Raw genomic sequence first — 20,540 nt, 5'->3', positions numbered from 1 at the left:
CAATTAAAGTGATGTAATGTACTACATAGATTTTTTCTCAAAACTAGGTTTTAACTTCAATACTGATTTGAAGCGTAGAACTATTGAATTTGAAAAAAATGATAACTTATCTAAAAACCTTAAAGATTCAGTTTTCTTTTATAAAAGTCCTAACAATACTAATACTTCTTTTTATCTCATCACAACTGAATTAAATTCTACTGAAGTTGAAGATATTAGAAAGTATATTTGGAATAAAAATGATGCTGATTTAATTTTTTATTATCCAAGAGAAGATGCTAAATTAGTAATGTTTTATGCTAAATATTCTCCTAAAATAAGTAATGAAGAAAGCAAATTAAATACTTTTTCAACCTCCGAAAAAGATTTATACAAAATCGAGGATATAAAACTTTGGAAATTTGACAGTGGAGTATTTTGGTTAAATTATTCTAAATTCATTACTAAAGCAAAATATAAAGGAATTGATAAAGAGCTAGTTTTTACTTTAAAAGCTTTAAAAGAGCAACTTTATGTTATTCTATCAAAATTGATTGTCGAAGAAACAGAACGTAATAAGACTGTACAAGCCTTAATTGACCGAACTTTATATATTAAGTACTTAGAAGATAAACACATCATAAACTCTCGTTTCTATGATTATTATTTTAAAGATACTTCCCTTAATTATCAAAAAATATTAGAGAATCATTCTAATGCAGATGTAAATAAGTTATTTAAAATTATTCATGAAATTTTCAATAATAATTTATTTGAGCAACCTTCAATTGATGATAGGTATTTAACTAATGAAGTTCGAAACATAATAGCTACTTCATTTAAAGCAAATACTAGTTCAGGTCAATTAAGATTATTTGATTTCCAATTTGATGTTTTACCTGTTGAATTTATAAGTTATATTTATGAAGTTTTCTTATCAGAAAAACAAAAAGAAAACGGTATTTATTACACACCAAAAAAATTAGCTCAATTAATTGTTGACGAAGTAATAAATGAAGATAGAATAGGTTCCATTTTAGACCCTTCAAGTGGGTCGGGAATGTTTCTTATTGTTGGTTATCAAAGACTTTTAGAAATTGCTAAAAAACAAGGATTAGAACCAAAAGACAGTATTGGTAAAATAAAATTTAGATCTAAACTATTAGCCGATAATATTTTTGGTATAGAAAAAGAGTTAACAGCGCAACGCTTTACTATTTTTTCACTCTCCTTACAAATATTTGAAGGAATTAATCCAATAGATATTAAAGAATTTATAGCTAATGAGTTAAGCCAAAAAGGAAAAGTAGAGTTGTTTTCAGAATATTCTTTTTTCAAAAATGTAAAGCATGCCAATAGTCTTAATACATTAGAAAAACCTTTTGAAAATAAACAATTTTCATATTTGTTAGGCAACCCTCCATTTTTTGAAATTCCTAATACTGATGAATATAAAGATGAAATTTCATTTTTAAAATCTTATGAGGTTACTTTAGAAAATAAAGAAAAGAAACTAACAGCAAAAAACATTGTTGGTAGGTCTCAAATATCTCAATGTTTTTTTCTAAAAATAAAAGATTGGAGTAATAAAAATACTAGATTTGGTTTTGTTTCGAATAGTTCTAATTTTTACAATGATAAATCTGAGGATTTTCAAGAATACTTTTATTCTAATTACGGAATTGAAAAAATATATGACCTTTCAAGAGTTAAAAAGATTTTGTTTGAAAAAGCGAATGAGAGTGTTGTTGCAATAATTTTCACTAATGATTTTAATAACAATACTATAGAATATTATCCTGTAGATTTAGGTTTATTTTCCGAAAAACCATTTGAATTATTAATTATTCAAGAGGATAAAGTAATTGAAATTGAACAAAAAAAATTTATATTTAAAGAAATTAAACTAAGAGATTTTCTAGTAGGTAATAATTTTGATTTTAGCCTTTTTATAAAGTTGAATAATAACAGTAGATTATTAGATTTTGTACAACATAATATCGAAGGTAAACCGTATATTCATGAAGGTTTAAAAATAGTTGGAGAAAAGGCTATTTGTAAACAATACAATTTAAGTAAAAGTGAATGGAAAAAATTAGATAGGCAAAAACAATTAGAATATTTTGAAAAATTTAAAACTAATAATACTTCTACGTTTAATAATGAAGAATTTTTATATAAATTTTTAAAGCCAAAAAATATTAATTCTTTCAAACCTATTGAGGTTGGTACATTTTTAAGAAGTGATATTTCAAACTTTGAGAGAGGAAGGAATCCAGATATTTATTTAGGAAAAAAAATTATTTTTAATAGAACAGGTAATAAGTTGAAATCAATTTACTCAAATGAAAAAATTTACTTTGATTTTGACTTGCATACATTCAAATTAGTAAATGATAGTTTATATTATTTAATAAATGTAATTCTTAATTCTAATTTATCAAATTATTATATAGATTTATTTTTGAGAAAAAGGCTTTTGGGCTCATATCCTAAAATTGGGAATGAAGATGTATTAAACATTCCTATTCCAAAAGATTTAGACCAAGATTTAGTCGCTCAAATATCAAATATCAGTAAAGATTTAACTGAAGGAAAATTTGAGTATTCAGAAAAAGAAGAAGAACTAAATGAACTTATTTATGAATTATATGAGTTGTCGTATTGGGAAAAACAGAGAATTAGAGATTATTTTTTACCTAAAGAACGTATTGGAAAAAAGAAAAATAAATTAGAAAATTATAAAACTACTGTAAAAGAAGTATTAAGTTTTTATCTTAAAAATCCCATTACAATAGAAGAAACTCCAGCAGATTTTAATTTAATTGTTGTGAAAATATCTTTAAATAACAATTCTGTTAATCCTCAAGCAGATAAAACGAAGAAATTTATTCTAAATGAAATTTTTGAACATAACCCCAACGGTAATTTTTTAGCAAGTCAAGAAAAAATTTATGGCAACGATTGTGTTTATATTATTAAAGAAGATATAAATAAAAATTGGACAGAAACAAAAGCATTTGAAGACGGTCAAGATATAATAAAGCATTTAATACCTATTGAGAATGGAGAGAGAATACATTAAAATACCTAAGTACTCTCCTTTATCAAGTGACGTAACTGAGCTTAAAAATTTAAGTGATGAAGTTTGGAAAAATGAAATTTTTCATCATTTACTTTCTTTTTATCAAAATTTTGATAGTGAAGATTTAAAAGAAAAAATTGAAAAGGAAAGAAAAGAAATAAACCCAAGGCTTGAAAGACTAATTGCAAAATACATCCGAATAAAATTAAATGCTGATAGAAAATTTGGTTATCATTTTAAAGCATTTGGAGAAAACACTAATGATGAAGATGTAGAAGGCAATTATGACATCACTATTCACAGTACAAATTGGAAAAGCAAAGATTTTTATTTTGAATGTAAAAATTTAGATAGAAGTCAAGATTTAGTAAATAAATACGTTTGCTATAATAAAGGTCATTCTGTTTTTGATGGTGGTGTATATCGTTATTTTAATGGTAAATATGCACAAAACTTGACTTTTGGAGGTATGATAGGTTTTATTGTAGAAGGAAACATATTGGACATTAAAAGTAAGATTATAAAAAAGTTAGCAGATAATTTTGATATTACTCCAGAAGGCGATTTAATTACTATTAATGATAATTCAATAGAAGGAAATGAGTTTACTTTTGATAGTAATCATAAGAGAAAAAGTAAAGAATTTTTGATTCATCATTTATTACTTGACTTTTGTTAATTATTTTATTTTTAAGATTTAAGACTATTTTCAAAACAACATTCAAAAACCAACTTAAAACCTCCATCCTTATAAATAATACCAAAAACAGTATAATTAATAGCTTTTAGATATTAATTAATAGCTTTGATAGTATAAATAATAGCTTTTAGATATTAATTAATAGCTTTGAGAGTATAAATAATACCTTTTTGCTTATAATTAATAGCTTTTAGGTTATAATTATAATGTTTTAGGTATAAAACAAAAAAAGACCCCATTGCTGGAGTCTCATTTTTAAGAAATTATTAAACTTATTCTGGTTTATCTGTACTACCCTTTCGGTTTCTTTTAGCAAAACGTTGGCTCAAATCTTCGTAGATAGGTCTTGCAGTAACAATTCCTTTACTATGAGCTTCTTTTACTTGTCCGTAATACAACATAGAAGCTTGTAAAGCTTCACTACCTGCTAGCATAATAGTGTCATTTAAATCTGAAGTAAGTTGCGAAGCTAAATTAGTCAATGGGTTTAAGATAGAAACAACGGCTTCGTCTTTTAAAAATTCTGTTTTATCCATGTAAGCAGGTACAAACTCTGGATTCGTATCTACATAAGATTTTGTTTTTTGCACTGTGGCAACCGTTTTGTCTCCCATTTTAAACAACGATACTCGTTCTTCTGCTGTAAGTCCTTGTAAAAAAGGAGCTAAAGCCGTTTTACATTCTTGTAATTTTTGGGTCACCGTATCAATTACTTCTTGAGGAATTTCGATACTAATTTGATTTTTTGCACTCATATTTTATAGTTTTAAAATTTAACAATACTTTTCACAAAACAATTTATATACCAGAACATCCTCTTTAACAAACTTTTATAGTATAAATCACATAATTTTAAGATTTACTACTCCTAAAATTCCTTTTTACTCGGAACTATACTTTACAATATGTCTATATAAACAAATTTGTTTACATTAGTACTATGAGTTTTCAATTAGAAAAATATAAAGGCATTCATCCAGGAATCATTTTAGAGCGCTTATTAGCTAAAAAAGAGATTGCTCAGCGACCTTTTGCCCTTTCTATTGAAGACATCCCCAGACCATTAATGCTATTACAAAAGGGAGAAGAAGCCTTAATACTGCATTAGCTTTAAAAATAGAAGCTGCTCTAAGTTTAGAAGAAGGGGCATTGGCATTTCTTCAAACCTATTACGAAATTGCTCAAGTGAAAAAGAAAGCACTTCATACTCCTAACTTATCCAATTTACGAAAATCACTTTTTTGGGACACTGATATTTCTAAAATTAATTGGGACAAACAATATAGAGCCATTATTCAACGTGTTTATGAAAGAGGTAATGAAACCGAAAAGCAAGAGCTTATTAATTTTTATGGACAAGAAAAGATAAATGTAGCCCTATCTACAATGTCAAGAAACCTATATGTAATTAATAAAAATAAAATGTAAATTAGATTTTTTTATAGAAAAGACTAATTTTATGAACACCTTTTATACACCTCTACATTTTTAATTCTAAAGAGTTTTTAAATTATATCCGATTAGTCTTAAATGCTATGCACACCAAACTAGTATATTCATTTATTATACTAAATAAAAAGAGTTGAAAATATAATGATATCTCAACTCTTTATTTATCAAACACTATGTATTACTAAAGTAATTACAACCATGAATTCCAAGGTATTCTTGACATAATTAAAATTAATCCTATACTATAAAAAATAGCAATTAGTTTAAACTTTATATTATTATCCGTATTCCTTTTTGATTTAGAAAAGCCAATTGTAATTAGTATGAGAGCTAATAACATAATAGTTGGGTGCTCTAACGCATAGAACCTAGAAAAACTATTTTTCATCATCTCTTTTGAAAAATTTGAAATCCCTAAAGGAGACAATAAATACAATAAAACACCAATAAGAAACTGGGTATGCATTGTAATAAGGCCTATAGTAAATACTATTTTACTTTTTTTAGTATATTTTATTTTAGCTTTATAACCATAAAAAGCATATATCGTTGATATAATCAAAAAGATTAATGATAAAAATGCTATAAATGAATGTGAATTTTTTACTATTGAATACATATTAATTCGCTATAAAACGTTTAAGAATTAGAATAACAATACACTACCGAAAATTCCAAAATTATTTTCATTATGCTTAAAAGGACCATACCAATCAAAATTTGATGCAGCTCCAAATGAGAATTCTTTGTAGCTTAAACCAGCTCTCAACATGATATAACTCCTATTGTGATTACCTGACTCTGGCACAAAACCGTATAAACCTTGTATGCGACTGTAAAAGTTAAACTTTTCATTTATTTTAGGTTTATATTCTATTAATGCTAATCCTTCCGAAGCAAGATCATCAGCAATATCTACTTTAGGATTTACGATTACTAACAAATTTTGTGTTGCATAAGAATAAATTAAACCCGCAACAGGACGAAAACCATAAACCGGACTGTATTGCATTCCTGATGTAACATCTAAACCTTTGAATAAACTATATGTAAGGTGTGCTTGTGTCATTATATCTGGTGTTATCTCTTTTTCCCATGGAACATTTGCATTAGTGACACTGAAAAAACCTAGCTTTGGGACACTTATAAATTTTTTATTTACAAGTAATTGATACATTACACCTCTAGAACCCGCAACCGTTTCCATGGTAATTGGTGGATTTTGAAAACTAGAATTTTTATCTTCGTTTTCATTTTGTGCCTGAATTGAAGATATTGAAAGAACTGTTGCTATAATAGCAGATAATAAAAATTTGCTCATTTTTTAATTGTTTACTTTGTACAATAATTAATCACTTTAAGTGATGATTGAAATTATTGCAAAGCTACAATCAGCCCATTTTTAATAAAGAGTAATTAATGTGCTTTAACTAGGATAAATCGTGCATGTTTTTTATCCTGTATTCGGTTGGAGTCATCCCAGTAAAATTTTTAAAGATTCTAGTAAAATAAGATGGATCATCAAAATTAAGTTGAAAACTAATTTCTGCTATTGTTTTAGTTTTATCTAAAAGTAAAATTTGACTATTTAAAACAGATACTTCTGCAATTATTTCTTTACAACTTTTATGAAAAACCATTTTAACACATCTATTCAAATAATTTGCAGAAACAGCCAAAGAATCAGTGTAAAAAGATAGTTTTTTTTCTTTAATATAATGTTGATGTACTAACTTCTTAAAATTGATGGCTATTTGTTGTGAACGGGTTATTGTTCTTTGTTTTTCAGACAATTGTATTATTTTGCTCAGTAATGCTTGTGTTAAACTACTGCTAATTTGAATATTGGGTAATTTAGAATTTAGTTCCGTAAAAAGTAACTTACAAATTGTGTACATCCATTCGCTTTCTACTTCTTTAAGCTTTAGTACCGGGTCAATCATAAAAACATTGAGAAGTTCCGATTGATTAAATAAAACAGTCATTATCTTTTCTTCAATCAATACAAAATAACCTTTTAAATCATCAGACGTTTTTTGAAGTGCATTAATAGTACCTGCTGAAACAAAAACAAGAGAGCCTGGTCCACAATGATATAGATTGTTGTTTATCCGATTAACAAAACTCCCTTCTTTTATGTAGAATAAAAAATTATAGCTTGTTTGTATTACAGGTAAGGGAAGTATAAAATGATTACGAAGAAAACTTAAAGGATATGTTTGTAAAGGTGTCTTCTGCCATTGAAAATCAGGAGGAATATTCTTTAAATATTTCCCTTTAAACATTGCAGACGTTATTAAAGTATTCAATTATTTAGAAATTTAGTATTTACAAAATTAAGAAATTATAATCCCTTGAAATTATTTGGAAAAAACAAATCAAGACAGTTTACTTTATAATCTTCAAATTCTACTAACACCTCTTGTTCACCTCTGCCCTCTTAAACCTTTATAAATAAAGAAAATTCAATAAATTAAATCAATCGTTTTTTTATCGCAAATGCTAACACTAGAAATGTAAGAATCAATATTACTCATTTTATTCTAATCTTTTCTTTTAAAGTCCATTTCCCAACTCTGAAAAAAACATAAAAAAGTAGAACAATAGAAACCAATAAAATTAGTAGCAAAAGAACAAACATAGGTTAATCATTTTTGACTTTAGTTACCAAAATCTAATGCATCAAAATCTTTAATTTCTGAAAGAATGAGTAATTTGCTGATTTCAATTTTACTCCAGGTTTCTTTAAAAACCTCATCGCCACCATCAGCATCTTCATTTATATTTTCTCTAAATAGTTTCTTTTTAGTTAAAAAATTAATACTGGTTTCATTTCTAATGACTACTCCTCCATAAGTATTGTCAAATCCAATTAATTTGAATTTTGAATCTTGATATCTAAAAGTATATTTCCAAGCTCCATATCTTCCATGAGCATAATGGATAAGAAGATTTCCTTTTTTAACTTCAAAAAAAAGTTCTGGTGCAAAATAAACTCCTCCATCTTCATTTTCTGAAGAAAAACAATGTAAATTTTCAGTTGCTTTTTGATAACTGTTTTCATTTTTAAACAAAATGATTATTCCTCTACGATTGCGATCTACTACCTCATCAAAACGGTTTGTAACAATATTTTCTTTATAGGTTTCTTTTACAATTAGAATACAATCTTCTTGTTTATCTTTATTTAAATCACCAAAAACTTTTTCATATAAAACATATCCTTTTGGAATAAAATCTTCAATAGTATTAGTTTGAGCTTTACTAATAAAGTTTACTAAAAGTAACATTAAAACTATTAATTTGTGCTTTTTCATCTGTATGAATTATTTTAAATATAGGAACATAAATGCCTATTTTGTTCATCTTTGTTGGTTTTCAATTTTGTTAATGGGTGTTTTATATTAAATAACATCAATAATTTTCTCTAAAAAATAATGAAGTATAAATACAATTATTGAAATCAATAAGAAAATTGAAATTCTAATTAATAATGATGTAACGTCGAAACTTAATTTTTTTCTTAAAAAAATGAAATCTGTAAGAATAAAAAAGAACGCTATAATGCTACCAATTGTTAATCCAACATATACTAAACCATAGTGATAAAATAAATTAAGAAAAAAGCCTAAACCGCTATAACTATCTTCTTTTGGAATTTCACCTAAAAGCAATCGCATATAAGCAATTCCTAATAATAAAGATAAAATAATCCATAGAAGATAACCCAATATCGATTTTAGTACTTTCAATTTTCTAAATAATTAATCTTGGCAATAAGGTAAAGTTAATTGTTTAAAATGACTTTCTAGCGTTTCAAACCCTAAATTATGGCAATCCAATATAAAACGGTAACTAGCACTAAAATCTGTTAATTGCTCTTCTACTTACTTAAATTATTTTGCATTAAACAATGTTATTACAAATTTTAATTTTTCATATTGCAAATGATCCATTTCTGTAAACCTATATTTTTGTTTTTTGTTTGACAAGAAATCGTAAAAAATAAAAGATACAAATAGAGAAAATTTCGAATAAATAACACCTTAGTTTTTTGATAATATTTAAACGAAATTTTCATGATTATATCATTTTATATTAAAAGTCTGTCCATTTTCTTACAGCTCTAACGTGGTATATTTGGGTTGTTTTTGCCTTTTCTGCATAATATACAGTACCATTAGACTCCCAATAAACTACTGCAAAGCCTGCATCTATTTCTGAACTACTCCAGTAATATTGAGTAGCTAAACTAGTACCGGAATTTGCAAGGGCTGTTGCATCAATAATGGTTTTATTGTTTAAGATTTCAAATAGCTCATCCTTACTTGGCAGAAACCAATCATCGTAACCATTTAGAATTAAATTACCACATACTCTTGCGGCATAGGCTCCAGCTCCTTGGGCATTAATAATAGTTGCTGTGTTAGATTGTCCAGTGCCTATTCCTGTTGCAATAGCTGCCGTAGCTCCCACACCTACGTTAGAGCCATTATTCCACCTAATTCCAGTACTTTGGTCTGAAGTAGCACATACTAAACCTTCATTTCCAGCAGCATTTATCCAAAAAATAACACCTCCATATTTATATTCACCAACTTCATGTTTATCTTGTAAATCAATTGTTACTGTTAAGTTTTCAATTTCCGTAGAATTTTCCACTGTGATTGTAGCTGTAATTGTTGGGTTTGTTTCATAATCAAACAAAGTTTCGTCGGCTACAGTTAATTCTCCCGTATTGACATCTATACTTAATACATTCAAAGGAGTTGATGTAGATATACTATATGTTAATGTTTCATTACTACTTGCTTGAACAGTCCCTAATGATTGTCCGTTTGTAGGATTTTCATCAACTATTGCAGAAAAATCTTGAACCGTTATTGGATTGTTTGGTTGATCATTAACATCATCATCACTACTACAACCTATTGCAAATAGTAAAGAAGCTACAGCTACTAAACTTTTTATTTTAAAAATCTTTTTCATAATTATTATATTTATTTAATTCTTAATTAATATTTTATATCATTTAATTCTCCTGCTAAAGAATAATAGAAACTAAAAGTTGTGCCTCCATTTTCAGGTTGAAGCATTACTACATACTCCGCTTTTGAAACATCGCCATTATCTGGAAATTTTACAGAAGCTATATGTAATTTAGGATTCTCTATATTTTTCTCTTTGGTAAGTTGGATTTTTGATTTTTCAACTAATTCGCCTAGTCTTTTTAAATTAACTGCATCGTTCAGTTGAAACATAAAGTCAGCAGCTTTTGTTTCCTCTGGAATTTCTATAGTAACATCTGATGTTTGGTTCCAATTGTCCTGCGTTTGGTTCCATTGCTCCATTTGTAAAGATTCCGGATTTTTAGTAACCGTTATACTAACAATATTACCAATAGATTCATTGTAGGTAATTGATAAATCGGTATAATAAGCATCGTTACCAAATTCATCTTTAATTTGATTTTCAATTTCTGAAAACCCCTTAGCTGTCGCTTCTTGTTTAGCACTTCCGCCACCGCAAGAGATTAAAATTAGTGTTGATAAAAGCAATAAAGCTATAAAGCAAATCTTTTTCATATTGTGTGTTTTTAAAATGTTACCAATCAAAAGTATACATTGAAAACACAACACGAAATAGCAAACCAATATCTGATATGTTACAATCAATATTCGTTAAAGTATAGTAAAAATGTGATTTTAAAAAATGTCGTTATTTCTTATTCCAGTTGAATAAAGAAGAAAGAAAGGTTTCTTTTTTTCGAGAGGAAACAGGAATTTTTGTTCCGTTTTTTAAATGAATAGTTCCTGCTTTGTCGTATTTATCTACAAACTTCATATTAATCATAAACGATTGATGCGGACGTTGAAAGTTAGCTTCTAACAAACGGTCTTCAAAATCTTTAAGCGTTTTTGAAACCAAATGCTTATTCCCATCACTACAATAAAAAGTGGTGTACCCTTTATCAGATTCGCAATAGATGAGTTCGTCTAAATTAATTACTTGATAACTATCGTGAAAAGATAAAATAATATGATTGCCTTCGTTATTAAAAACTTGTTTGGCTTTGGCAATTTGATTCTTTTGATCGGCAGTTGATAATTTTGCTACTTTTTGTAACGCAATTTTAAGTTCTTCAACATCAACAGGCTTTAGCAAATAGTCTACCGCACCAATTTTTAAAGCTTTTAAAGCATATTCTTCGTAAGCCGTAATGAAAATGATTTTAAAATCGATAGTTCCAATTTTATCTAAAAAATCAAAAGCAGTTCCATCGGCTAAATTAATATCGAGAAAAACCAATTCAGGTTTACAGGTTTTCGTAACAATAACAGCTTCCTGAACCGATTCGCACTCGCCTATTACCTCAACATCAGCATCAATAATAGCCAGTAAATTAATTAATCCTTTTCTAATGTATTCTTTGTCTTCTACAATTATTGATCTCATTATACGGTTTTAGTATAGGGCATTTCAATGGTTACTTGCGTTCCTTGTGCATCATATTTACTTCTGTCTTCAATAGCAATCGAAGCCTCCATTTTAAAATCTTTTGACAAATAACCTAAACGTTCCTTTGTAATTTTTGTTGCCAACGATTTTTTGTTTTGATTGAAATTTCTCTCACTCGAATCGACACCTATTCCATTATCTAAAATTACACAAATTAGTTTAGAATCGACCAAAGTAAGCTTAATTTCTATGATACAATTCTCTTTCTGTTTATTAAAAGCGTGTTCAATAGCGTTCTCCACAAAGGGTTGAATCAACATAGGTGGCACTTTTATTTTATTAGTTTCAATTGTATTATCTGCATTTAATTGAAAAGTAATCTTATCGTTTTCAATATGCTGTAGTGCTAAATAATTTTTAACCGCTTCTAATTCTTGCGAAAGTAAAACTGTTTTATCTCTTGAATTTTCTAACGTAATACGCAACAGTTTTGAAAACTTCGACAAATAGCTTACCGATTTTGATTCTTCCTTATTCAAAATCATGCCTTGTAAAACCGAAAGTGAATTGAAAATAAAATGCGGTGTCATTTGCGTGCGCAACAATTTCTGCTCGGTAATGATATTTTGTGTTTTAGCTTTTGAATTTCTAAGTTTTAAAAAGAATATTATACTACTCAAAACCATTGCAACAATTAAAAATGTTATAATACCAAGTAACAAATTACGTTGCGATTTTTCTAAGTCTTTTGAAGTTGATGCCACTGTTTTAGTTAATTTTATTTCTCGTTCTGCTGCATCATCCAGTTCCTTTTTGTATTTATATTCGTATTCTAATTGTGTAATTTTTTCAATATTATCTTTATTCAAAATACTATCGCTTAAAACTTTAAATTGCTCTTGGTTTAATAATGCATTTTTATAATCACCTATATTTTTATAGATTTCTGAAAGTAATTTTGAAGCCTCTTTTTGGTTTTCCAACAAGTCTAATTCTTTTGCCATTTTTTTACCCTCATGAGCAAATAAAAGAGCTTCTTTATTTTCATTCTCATACAAATAGGTTTGAGCAATTCCCAAAATACTTGTACAAAGTACCCGTTTATTATTTATTTCTTGGCTAATTTTTTTTGCTATAGTATAATTTTTACGAGCTATTATGGGTTTATTTTGAATTGAATGAATTTTTCCAATATTGATATATGCTATTGAAGCCTGCTTCAAATCATTTATTTCTTCACTTGCTCTAAGTGCTTTTTCAAAATATTGTATTGCTTTTTCATACTCATTATTTTGTAGGTAAATATTTCCAATATTAATATTATTAACAGCAATAAGCCTTTTATATCCCAGTTTTATTGAATAATCCAATGATTTTTTATGATAAACTAAAGCCTTATTCTGTTTGTTTAAAAAACTGTAAACCTCTCCAATATCATTTAGTTTATGCGCAATTCCTAAAGTGTCTTTTGTTTTTTCATCATAATATAAACTTTTATTAAAATTATCTATTGCTAAAAAATAATTACCCTGACTTTTATATACTGTTCCTAAATTACTTTGTACATAAGAAATACCATCTTCATCATTTATAATTTTACTCAAATGTAAGGCCTCTTTATAGTTTGAAATAGCTTCATTATAACTGCCTAATTCAGAATATACGTTTCCAGAGTTTATTAAACTTGTTGCAATAGCTCTTTTATTGTCTAACTCTTTATAAATAATAGTAGCTTTTTTATAGTTTTCTAAGGCTTGTTTATACTGAGATAAATCGTAATTTGTAATACCAAAAGCAGTATATACATCTGCAATTCCTTTTTTATCATCTACTGACTCATAGTATTTAAGAGCTTTATTAAAAAATTGTAAACTTGAATCATAATTAGAGTTTATATTTTCAAGTATTCCTTTTAGATAAAATACTCTTGCCTTACCTTTATCATACTTCAAAGTATTACTTATAGATTCGGCTTCTTCAAGATATCGCTTAATTAATTTTATATCTGTTTGAAGCGTTACATGTGCTAAATCGCATAGTAAGTTTACTCGAATGGTGTCGTTAAACTTATAATTATTTAATTCAATTTTAAGGCTGTCAATTTTATTATTTTGGCTGTATAAAAGCTGTACAATCAGTAAAAAACTGAATGTTATGATAGTTTTAAAATTAATATTAGAATGGTTTAAAAACATTATTCTGAATTGGTGTAGTCCAAAAATAAGTTATTAAAATTAATTCATAACTTAATAATAAAAGAACCATACAACTTTTTTACATTTCCATGCTTTCAACCTCTTATAAATAAAAAAAGTAAAGTATTAAATTTTATAAGACTAACTACTTGTAAAACTGAAAACGAAAACGGAGTACTGACTTCTATAAAAATCAATTGCCTTTTAAGCGTGTGAAAATCTTTTTTAATAATGCCTTTCCATCTCGCTTTTCTTTAGGAACTTCTTTTGCAATAAATTGTCCGTTATTATCTGATACAAATAGGTAACTAAAAGCAAATTGAGGATGTTCGGGATTGTTATTTAATAAACCAAAGCGTAAATCATTAAAATAAAGGTTGTGATTGCTTTCTGTAATTAAATACCATCCTTCGCTTATTTGTTTTAATTTCTGAAAGTCTTCAATCGGTTTTACTTTTTCTTCTAAAACATTGTTTTTAGCGTAATATGTGAAAGATATAGGTTGTGTATCAAAAAAGGAATAATCAGCTAAGAAATAACCCTCAACGGTTGCAATATTAGCATTCCATAGTATGGTATTAAAAGCAGTGGGCTTTACAATGAGTTCTTGGTACACAATGTTTTGTTGTTTCAATGCTTTTTCAAACTGATGTACCGCTACTAATTTTACTATACACGTTAGTAGTAAATAGCCAGAACTGATGAGTAAACCTTTGTACACATATTTTTTTCGAATGAAATGCTCTTTGTTTTTCCAAACATAAATTAATGAAATGAATAACGGAATTGTGTATAATGGATCGATTACGAATATTGTTTTTAGAGCAAATCTATAATGTAATGGCCATAGAATTTGAGTGCCCCAAGAAGTAAACAAGTCTAAGAATACGTGTGTTGTTAAGCACCAAAAAACCATCCAAGAAGCCGATTTAAAGTCTATTTTTCCTCTTTCTATTTTTGCAATTAATCTGCCTAAAAGTGGTGTTAAAAATAAAAAAAAGAGCAAAGAATGACTTATTCCTCTGTGAATAGCTACACCGTCAACATTGCTCATGAATTTACCAACTATAATATCTAAATCGGGAATAGTACCTAAGATAGCGCCATACCAGAATGTTTTATTTTGTAATTTTTTGCCTGCTACTATTTCTGCTGTTGCAATACCTAAAACAATTTGTGTAAAGGAATCCATGATGTATCGAGCTTGGTGTTTTGGTCTGCTAATTTAATGATTTTTTTGGCGGATTTTTTGCTTTTTTGATAAAGAAAAATTGGTCATTCTTTTAAACGGTTTTCAAAAAAAGACACAGAAAACACCAAAAATGAAATTGACAAAGCGTTGAATTTAATGGAAATGTATTACAAAGAAAAAAAGAAATAAAATGGAAACTAAACGCTGGAAAGAAATAAAAGATTCTGTTTATGGAAAAAAAGGAACGGAACGCAGAGATGAACTTGACAGAGATTTCGAGTCTTTTAAAATTGGACTACTATTAAGAAAAGCGAGAGAAGGCAATAATTTTGTAAGAAGAACCGAATTCGATTCGCCCAATGTGGATAATGAAGTGTTGATAGATGCCCCCAAAGTACGCATCATCGAAGCAGCCATAGCACCAATGATGACCGGCACAATTGGCATCAACTTACGGACTAAAACCCAAATTAAGCAATATGATGGTGAGCTATGACATACCGCTATCATTTGTTACTATTGCCAGTTGGTATTTTATTGTTGCACATTTATTGGGGTGATTGATAAATGGTTTTACAAAGAATCTAACGGACTTTTGATTTTGCTTTTAGAAACGTCAGAAACATGAGTGTAAATTTGTGTAGTTTTGATATTGTAATGTCCCAAAAGTTCTTGAATGTAACGCAAATCGGCACCACTCTCCAGCAAATGAGTGGCATAGCTGTGGCGCAAACCATGCACACCGATGCGCTTGTTAACACCCGCTTTTTTCATAGCTGTTTTAAAAATATTTTGCACGCTGCGGTTAGAGTATTTACCACCATACTGACCATTAAACAAGTAAAACTTGGGTTGAAATTCTTTGTAATAATTGCGCATGTCTTGCAACACGCTACTGGGGAGATTAACCACCCTATCTTTTTTGCCCTTTGCTCCTTCGATACGCACGAGCATATCATCGCTATTGATGTCTTCTATTTTGAGATTGACTACCTCGCTTAGCCGCAACCCCATTCCATAAACCATTTTGAGAATTAGCAAGTGTTTAGGATTATTTACACTTTGAAAGATACGTTTGATTTCGGGTTTAGACAAATGTTTGGGTAGCGTTTGCGGATTTTTTGGTCGCGGAATATCAAAAAACATTTTGGGCTGATACAACACTTGTTCAAAATAAAACTTGATGGCATTGATTTTTCCGTTCATTTTTCGCTCTTTAGCACGGTCATTTTTTAGGCAAAACAAAAAATAAGCTTTGAGATGATCTGGTGTCAACAAATCAACATTATAATTTTTGATGATGGACAACAAATGCGTAAACTCGCTCAAATATACTTTGATGGTGTTGCTGCTGTACACCTTTAGCTCTAATCGCTCGATAAACAAAGTGAGTGCGCGATGGTTGATAGGGTGTGCTTTTTGAAAATAATTTTCGAAATTATTTTTTGGTAACAAGCCCAACTGTTCTCTTACACTAGGAAAATCGGGCAAATACCAAGCTTTTTTGGTTGCGCTCCACTTTGCAGACGGAAATTTTTCTCTCAATTGTGTTTTGAGAGCCACCGTGTATGGAAAGCTAATCAAAATCACATTTTTATTGTGATGCATGCCAAAATTTAAATTATATTGCTTTAAATCCATTGCGCAATTAATATATATTACAACTGTAAATATAATATTTTTTAATTATATATACCAATTACGCAAACTATAATCACGATGCAACGACCTGAATAGTTGTGATTTATAGGTTTTTGATTATTTTGTTGACGCTTTTTTAATTTATTAAAAACTTTCGTATATATTTGTGTTGTAGGCAATACTCGAGCTACACGAAACGCAGAAAAAAAATATAAGAAAATGTGTTTTGAAATTTCAAAACACATTTTTTTTTCTACAAAACAAAAATTGTAAAATCATTTTAATAAACTATTTTTGTTTAAAATCTAATTAAGATTAAAGAAATATGGCAAGAAAAATAGAGCACTCAATGTTGACTTCAGCAAAAAAAGGTAAAAATGACGAATTTTATACTCAACTTTCTGACATTGAAAGAGAATTAAAGCACTATAAAAAACATTTCAAAAACAAAGTTGTTTTTTGCAACTGTGATGACCCGAGAGTTAGTAATTTCTTCCATTTTTTTTCATATAATTTTGAAAAATTAGGGTTAAAAAAATTAATCGCAACTTGCTACAAAAATCAAAGCATTGACTTATTTAGTAAAAATGACTCTGAAAGTGCAATATTCTTGGAGTATAATGGTGATAAAAATGGTAATAATGTTCCTGACACACAAGAAATTGGTATAAAACAATTAAAAGGTGATGGAGATTTCAGAAGTAAGGAAAGTATTGAGCTTTTAAAACAAGCTGACATTGTGGTATCAAACCCACCCTTCTCTCTATTTAGAGAATATGTTTCACAACTAATAGATTATGATAAAAAATTCTTAATTATTGGGAATATTAACGCTATTTCATATAAAGAGATATTTAAAATAATCAAAGAGAATAAAGCTTGGTTAGGTGTCAATATGGGGCGTGGTATTTCAGGCTTTATTGTGCCAAAACACTATGAATTATACGGCACAGAAGCTCGTATTGATGATGAAGGCAATAGAATAGTCGCTACAAATAATTGTTTATGGTTGACAAATTTGGATACAACTAAAAGACACGAAGATATAATACTCTACAAAAAATATACACCAGAAGAATATCCTAATTATGATAATTTTGAAGCAATCAATGTAAATAAAACAAAAGATATTCCTATGGATTATGAAGGTATTATGGGTGTTCCAATTACTTTTTTAGACAAATTTAATCCTGACCAATTTGAGATAATAGGTCAAATGGCTACAACTAAAATAGATGATTTCAATTTTGGATATCCATATGTAAATGGAAAAAAAATATATGCTCGAATATTAATAAAGAACAAAAAACTATGAACATAGAACTTAAAGAAATAACTGTACGAGAATTAACAAACGGTTATGAAGACAACGAAGAAGGTGGTGTAGTTGGGTTTGGTGGTAAATTAGATATACGACCTGCTTATCAAAGAGAATTTATTTATAAAGAGAAGCAAAGAGATGCAGTTATAGACACAATTACAAAAGATTTCCCTTTAAATGTTATGTATTGGGCAGTTCAAGAAGACGGTAATTTCGAAGTTATAGATGGTCAACAACGTACTATTTCGATTTGCCAATATGTTGAAGGAGATTTTGCATTTAATGGTAGATATTTTCATAATCTTCAAAAAGACGAAAAAGAACAATTATTGAACTATAAATTAATGGTTTATTTGTGCACTGGTCCAGATAGTGAAAAATTAGAATGGTTTGAAACGATAAATATTGCAGGAGAAAAACTAACAGATCAAGAATTAAAAAACGCAGTTTATTCAGGTTCATGGGTTTCAGATGCTAAAAGACATTTTAGTAAAAGTAATTGCCCAGCTTTTAGTTTAGGTAGTGACTATCTAAATGGTTCCGCAATCAGACAAGAATATTTAGAAACAACCATAAAATGGATTAGCCAAGACGACATAAAAGGGTATATGGCTAAAAATCAACATGAACCAAATTCAAATGAAATCTGGCTATATTTTCAAGCAGTTATAAGTTGGGTTAAAATAGTTTTTCCAAAATATCGCAGAGAAATGAAAGGCATTGAATGGGGTTTTCTTTATAATGAATTTAAAGACAAAAAATTTGATTCTAAAAAATTAGAAGTTGAAATTTCAGAATTAATGGAGGATGAAGATATTGGAAGTAAAAAAGGAATTTACGTTTATGTTTTAACTCGCAAAGAAAAATATTTAAATATTCGCTCTTTTAGCCAAAACCAAAAAAGAGAAGCTTATGAAAAACAGAAAGGAATTTGTATAGTGTGTAAAGAACATTTTGAAATTGAAGAAATGGAAGCCGACCACATTACACCTTGGCACGAAGGTGGTAAAACAAATTCCGAAAATTGTCAAATGTTGTGTAGAGAAGATAATAGGAGAAAATCAGGTAAATAATTACTCTTTATTAATTATAAAAAGGCTAATCTTTCGGTTAGCCATTTTTTTATTTATCACTTTGATTTTCAAAAGTTTTTTTTATTATTTTTGATTTATCATTAACTCTTTAACATTTTTATTATGGCATCAACATCAGAAGTAGGTCACGCAAAAAATGTAGCAAACTTTCAAGATTTAATCGAGTTTGTTACTGGGTATGGAGCAACTTATAATCCATCAAAAAACAGTCTTAAACTGCCTCAACTTATTGCTTTAAAAGCAACGGCAGAAACAAAACTAACAGACGTAATTTCAAAAAACACTGTTTACAACAACAAAGTAAATGAACGTATGATTGCCTTCGGCAATCTAAAGTCATTATCTACTCGTTTAGTAAACGCATTACAAACAACCGATGCTTCTGATGAAACAATAGATGATGCAAAAGGTTTTAATCGCAAAATGCAAGGCAAAAAAGCATCTTCAACACAAACACCAACAGACCCAAACGCACCAGCACCAACAACAATTTCTACAAGCCAACAATCTTACGACCAATTAATTCAACACTTTTCAGGTCTTAAATCAGTTTTAGAAGCAGAGCCAACATACACACCAAACGAAACCGAATTACAAGTCGCAACATTAAACGCAAAAATTGCAGACCTTAATACAAAAAATACAGCCGTTGCAACTGCCTATACTAATATCAGTAATTCAAGAATTGCAAGAAACGAAACCCTATACACAAGCGAGAACGGAATTTATGAAACAGCGGGCGAAGTTAAAAAGTATGTTAAGTCAGTTTTTGGAGCAAGCAGTCCGCAATACAATCAAGTTAGTGGAATAAAATTTAACAAACCAAGATTATAATATAACCTAAAGAGAAAAGAAAGAAAAAACAAAAAGACTTATTGCTCACGCAATAAGTCTTTTGTTATTTTTATTTAGATTGTTCCCTACCCTATTTAGATTTCTTGCTACCTCATTTAGATATATGCGATACATCAAAAGAAATATAGCGTACTAATTTAGAAAACTCCTATACATCAAAAGAATTATGCTATACATTTTTAGATATATAGCATACATCAAAAGAAATATGTCATACATTTTTAGATTTATGTCATACATCAGAAGAATTATGTCATACATTTTTAGATATATGTCATACATTTTTAGAAAACTACCGAACTGCCGAAAGAAACTGCCTAATACGTTGGAATTGAAATGTAGTGCTTTAAAAGAAGTACTGCCTACAACAGCAGTTACAAGAAATTGCTAGGTATGGTTTTTTATCGGAAAAGGTAATTGTTGAATCAATGTTTTGTTTATATTTGTAATTGTTAGTGTACGAAGTACGCAACTTCTTGTAGCTGCAAAACGTTAGCAGATATTGTTGAGAAACCGAGTAGAAACAAGGAAAATCTTCAAAATTCAAAACTTGAGAAATATCTTTAA

20 protein-coding genes and 1 pseudogene are annotated in these 20,540 nt (G+C 28.5%); 9 read left to right on the top strand and 12 right to left on the bottom strand.

Translation table 11 applies throughout. The annotated features are described in order from the left end of the window. The first annotated feature begins 16 nt into the window (after positions 1-16). Positions 17-3,064, top strand: coding sequence for a TaqI-like C-terminal specificity domain-containing protein (locus SY27_RS16535; protein WP_045972399.1), 3,048 nt, complete (start codon positions 17-19; stop codon positions 3,062-3,064). After that, positions 3,045-3,743 (top strand): hypothetical protein, encoded by a 699-nt coding sequence (locus SY27_RS16530; RefSeq protein ID WP_045972397.1) that lies wholly within the window; start codon positions 3,045-3,047, stop codon positions 3,741-3,743. The genes SY27_RS16535 and SY27_RS16530 overlap by 20 nt, the downstream gene beginning before the upstream one ends. A gap of 293 nt (positions 3,744-4,036) precedes the next feature. Here the strand turns inward: SY27_RS16530 and SY27_RS16525 are convergent, their stop codons facing one another. Then, a complete protein-coding gene (locus SY27_RS16525) occupies positions 4,037-4,519 on the bottom strand; it encodes a hypothetical protein (protein ID WP_045972395.1) in 483 nt (160 codons plus the stop codon). 185 nt (positions 4,520-4,704) lie between these two features. Between SY27_RS16525 and SY27_RS19135 the strand changes: the two genes are divergently transcribed. Both SY27_RS19135 and SY27_RS19130 read left to right on the top strand, forming a co-directional pair. Then, entirely contained in the window at positions 4,705-4,872 is a 168-nt protein-coding gene (locus tag SY27_RS19135) for a hypothetical protein (RefSeq protein ID WP_235271015.1), read from the top strand. A gap of 41 nt (positions 4,873-4,913) precedes the next feature. Beyond that, a complete protein-coding gene (locus SY27_RS19130; protein ID WP_235271013.1) occupies positions 4,914-5,192 on the top strand; it encodes a hypothetical protein in 279 nt (92 codons plus the stop codon). Positions 5,193-5,406: 214 nt separating this feature from the next. On the opposite strand, the gene SY27_RS16515 is transcribed toward SY27_RS19130, so the two are convergent. The 10 genes from SY27_RS16515 to SY27_RS16470 form a co-directional block, all read right to left on the bottom strand. Continuing rightward, entirely contained in the window at positions 5,407-5,835 is a 429-nt protein-coding gene (locus SY27_RS16515; protein WP_045972391.1) for a hypothetical protein, read from the bottom strand. Positions 5,836-5,862: 27 nt separating this feature from the next. Next, positions 5,863-6,537 (bottom strand): hypothetical protein, encoded by a 675-nt coding sequence (locus SY27_RS16510; protein ID WP_045972389.1) that lies wholly within the window; start codon positions 6,535-6,537, stop codon positions 5,863-5,865. A 109-nt stretch (positions 6,538-6,646) separates the two neighbouring features. Continuing rightward, the gene (locus SY27_RS16505; RefSeq protein WP_052705399.1) at positions 6,647-7,525 is read right to left on the bottom strand and encodes an AraC family transcriptional regulator; all 879 of its coding nucleotides are present in this window, start codon (positions 7,523-7,525) and stop codon (positions 6,647-6,649) included. Positions 7,526-7,876: 351 nt separating this feature from the next. After that, positions 7,877-8,533, bottom strand: coding sequence for a hypothetical protein (locus tag SY27_RS16500; RefSeq protein WP_045972387.1), 657 nt, complete (start codon positions 8,531-8,533; stop codon positions 7,877-7,879). An 87-nt stretch (positions 8,534-8,620) separates the two neighbouring features. After that, a complete protein-coding gene (locus tag SY27_RS16495) occupies positions 8,621-8,968 on the bottom strand; it encodes a hypothetical protein (protein WP_152640781.1) in 348 nt (115 codons plus the stop codon). Positions 8,969-9,314: 346 nt separating this feature from the next. Continuing rightward, positions 9,315-10,205 (bottom strand): DUF1566 domain-containing protein, encoded by an 891-nt coding sequence (locus SY27_RS16490; RefSeq protein WP_045972383.1) that lies wholly within the window; start codon positions 10,203-10,205, stop codon positions 9,315-9,317. A 26-nt stretch (positions 10,206-10,231) separates the two neighbouring features. Then, positions 10,232-10,801 (bottom strand): hypothetical protein, encoded by a 570-nt coding sequence (locus tag SY27_RS16485; RefSeq protein ID WP_045972381.1) that lies wholly within the window; start codon positions 10,799-10,801, stop codon positions 10,232-10,234. 133 nt (positions 10,802-10,934) lie between these two features. After that, positions 10,935-11,672 (bottom strand): LytTR family DNA-binding domain-containing protein, encoded by a 738-nt coding sequence (locus SY27_RS16480; RefSeq protein ID WP_045972379.1) that lies wholly within the window; start codon positions 11,670-11,672, stop codon positions 10,935-10,937. Continuing rightward, on the bottom strand, positions 11,672-13,870 hold the full coding sequence (locus SY27_RS16475) for a tetratricopeptide repeat protein (RefSeq protein ID WP_045972377.1): 2,199 nt from the start codon (positions 13,868-13,870) through the stop codon (positions 11,672-11,674). The genes SY27_RS16480 and SY27_RS16475 overlap by 1 nt, the downstream gene beginning before the upstream one ends. 193 nt (positions 13,871-14,063) lie before the next feature. After that, positions 14,064-15,062: a metal-dependent hydrolase gene (locus tag SY27_RS16470; RefSeq protein ID WP_045972375.1), complete on the bottom strand. Its 999-nt coding sequence runs from the start codon at positions 15,060-15,062 to the stop codon at positions 14,064-14,066. Positions 15,063-15,108: 46 nt separating this feature from the next. Between SY27_RS16470 and SY27_RS18585 the strand changes: the two are divergent. Both SY27_RS18585 and SY27_RS19125 read left to right on the top strand, forming a co-directional pair. Continuing rightward, positions 15,109-15,251 (top strand): annotated as a pseudogene (locus tag SY27_RS18585) (type II toxin-antitoxin system RelE/ParE family toxin); the annotation flags it as partial. Position 15,252: 1 nt separating this feature from the next. Further along, a complete protein-coding gene (locus SY27_RS19125; RefSeq protein WP_235271020.1) occupies positions 15,253-15,558 on the top strand; it encodes a hypothetical protein in 306 nt (101 codons plus the stop codon). 77 nt (positions 15,559-15,635) lie between these two features. On the opposite strand, the gene SY27_RS16460 is transcribed toward SY27_RS19125, so the two are convergent. Further along, positions 15,636-16,703: a tyrosine-type recombinase/integrase gene (locus SY27_RS16460; protein ID WP_045972373.1), complete on the bottom strand. Its 1,068-nt coding sequence runs from the start codon at positions 16,701-16,703 to the stop codon at positions 15,636-15,638. Positions 16,704-17,028: 325 nt separating this feature from the next. On the opposite strand from SY27_RS16460, the gene SY27_RS16455 reads away from it, so the two are divergent. From SY27_RS16455 to SY27_RS16445, 3 genes are all read left to right on the top strand, one after another. Continuing rightward, positions 17,029-18,018, top strand: coding sequence for an adenine-specific methyltransferase EcoRI family protein (locus SY27_RS16455; protein ID WP_045972369.1), 990 nt, complete (start codon positions 17,029-17,031; stop codon positions 18,016-18,018). After that, the gene (locus SY27_RS16450; protein WP_045972367.1) at positions 18,015-19,097 is read left to right on the top strand and encodes a DUF262 domain-containing protein; all 1,083 of its coding nucleotides are present in this window, start codon (positions 18,015-18,017) and stop codon (positions 19,095-19,097) included. Before SY27_RS16455 ends, SY27_RS16450 begins: the two co-directional genes overlap by 4 nt. A 123-nt stretch (positions 19,098-19,220) precedes the next feature. After that, positions 19,221-19,952: a hypothetical protein gene (locus tag SY27_RS16445; protein ID WP_045972365.1), complete on the top strand. Its 732-nt coding sequence runs from the start codon at positions 19,221-19,223 to the stop codon at positions 19,950-19,952. The last annotated feature ends 588 nt before the right edge of the window (positions 19,953-20,540 follow it).

The sequence above is a fragment of the Flavobacterium sp. 316 genome, from assembly GCF_000967805.1.
Taxonomy (GTDB): domain Bacteria; phylum Bacteroidota; class Bacteroidia; order Flavobacteriales; family Flavobacteriaceae; genus Flavobacterium; species Flavobacterium sediminilitoris.
The sequence above is the reverse complement of the archived record's forward strand: the minus strand, read 5'-3'. Positions and strand labels throughout refer to the sequence as shown.

Coding starts and splice junctions, on each gene's coding strand:
- SY27_RS16535 (WP_045972399.1), top strand. CDS start 17: ATGTACTACATAGATTTTTTCTCAAAACTAGGTTTTAACTTCAATACT.
- SY27_RS16530 (WP_045972397.1), top strand. CDS start 3,045: ATGGAGAGAGAATACATTAAAATACCTAAGTACTCTCCTTTATCAAGT.
- SY27_RS16525 (WP_045972395.1), bottom strand. CDS start 4,519: ATGAGTGCAAAAAATCAAATTAGTATCGAAATTCCTCAAGAAGTAATT.
- SY27_RS19135 (WP_235271015.1), top strand. CDS start 4,705: ATGAGTTTTCAATTAGAAAAATATAAAGGCATTCATCCAGGAATCATT.
- SY27_RS16515 (WP_045972391.1), bottom strand. CDS start 5,835: ATGTATTCAATAGTAAAAAATTCACATTCATTTATAGCATTTTTATCA.
- SY27_RS16510 (WP_045972389.1), bottom strand. CDS start 6,537: ATGAGCAAATTTTTATTATCTGCTATTATAGCAACAGTTCTTTCAATA.
- SY27_RS16500 (WP_045972387.1), bottom strand. CDS start 8,533: ATGAAAAAGCACAAATTAATAGTTTTAATGTTACTTTTAGTAAACTTT.
- SY27_RS16490 (WP_045972383.1), bottom strand. CDS start 10,205: ATGAAAAAGATTTTTAAAATAAAAAGTTTAGTAGCTGTAGCTTCTTTA.
- SY27_RS16485 (WP_045972381.1), bottom strand. CDS start 10,801: ATGAAAAAGATTTGCTTTATAGCTTTATTGCTTTTATCAACACTAATT.
- SY27_RS16480 (WP_045972379.1), bottom strand. CDS start 11,672: ATGAGATCAATAATTGTAGAAGACAAAGAATACATTAGAAAAGGATTA.
- SY27_RS16475 (WP_045972377.1), bottom strand. CDS start 13,870: ATGTTTTTAAACCATTCTAATATTAATTTTAAAACTATCATAACATTC.
- SY27_RS16470 (WP_045972375.1), bottom strand. CDS start 15,062: ATGGATTCCTTTACACAAATTGTTTTAGGTATTGCAACAGCAGAAATA.
- SY27_RS19125 (WP_235271020.1), top strand. CDS start 15,253: ATGGAAACTAAACGCTGGAAAGAAATAAAAGATTCTGTTTATGGAAAA.
- SY27_RS16460 (WP_045972373.1), bottom strand. CDS start 16,703: ATGGATTTAAAGCAATATAATTTAAATTTTGGCATGCATCACAATAAA.
- SY27_RS16455 (WP_045972369.1), top strand. CDS start 17,029: ATGGCAAGAAAAATAGAGCACTCAATGTTGACTTCAGCAAAAAAAGGT.
- SY27_RS16450 (WP_045972367.1), top strand. CDS start 18,015: ATGAACATAGAACTTAAAGAAATAACTGTACGAGAATTAACAAACGGT.
- SY27_RS16445 (WP_045972365.1), top strand. CDS start 19,221: ATGGCATCAACATCAGAAGTAGGTCACGCAAAAAATGTAGCAAACTTT.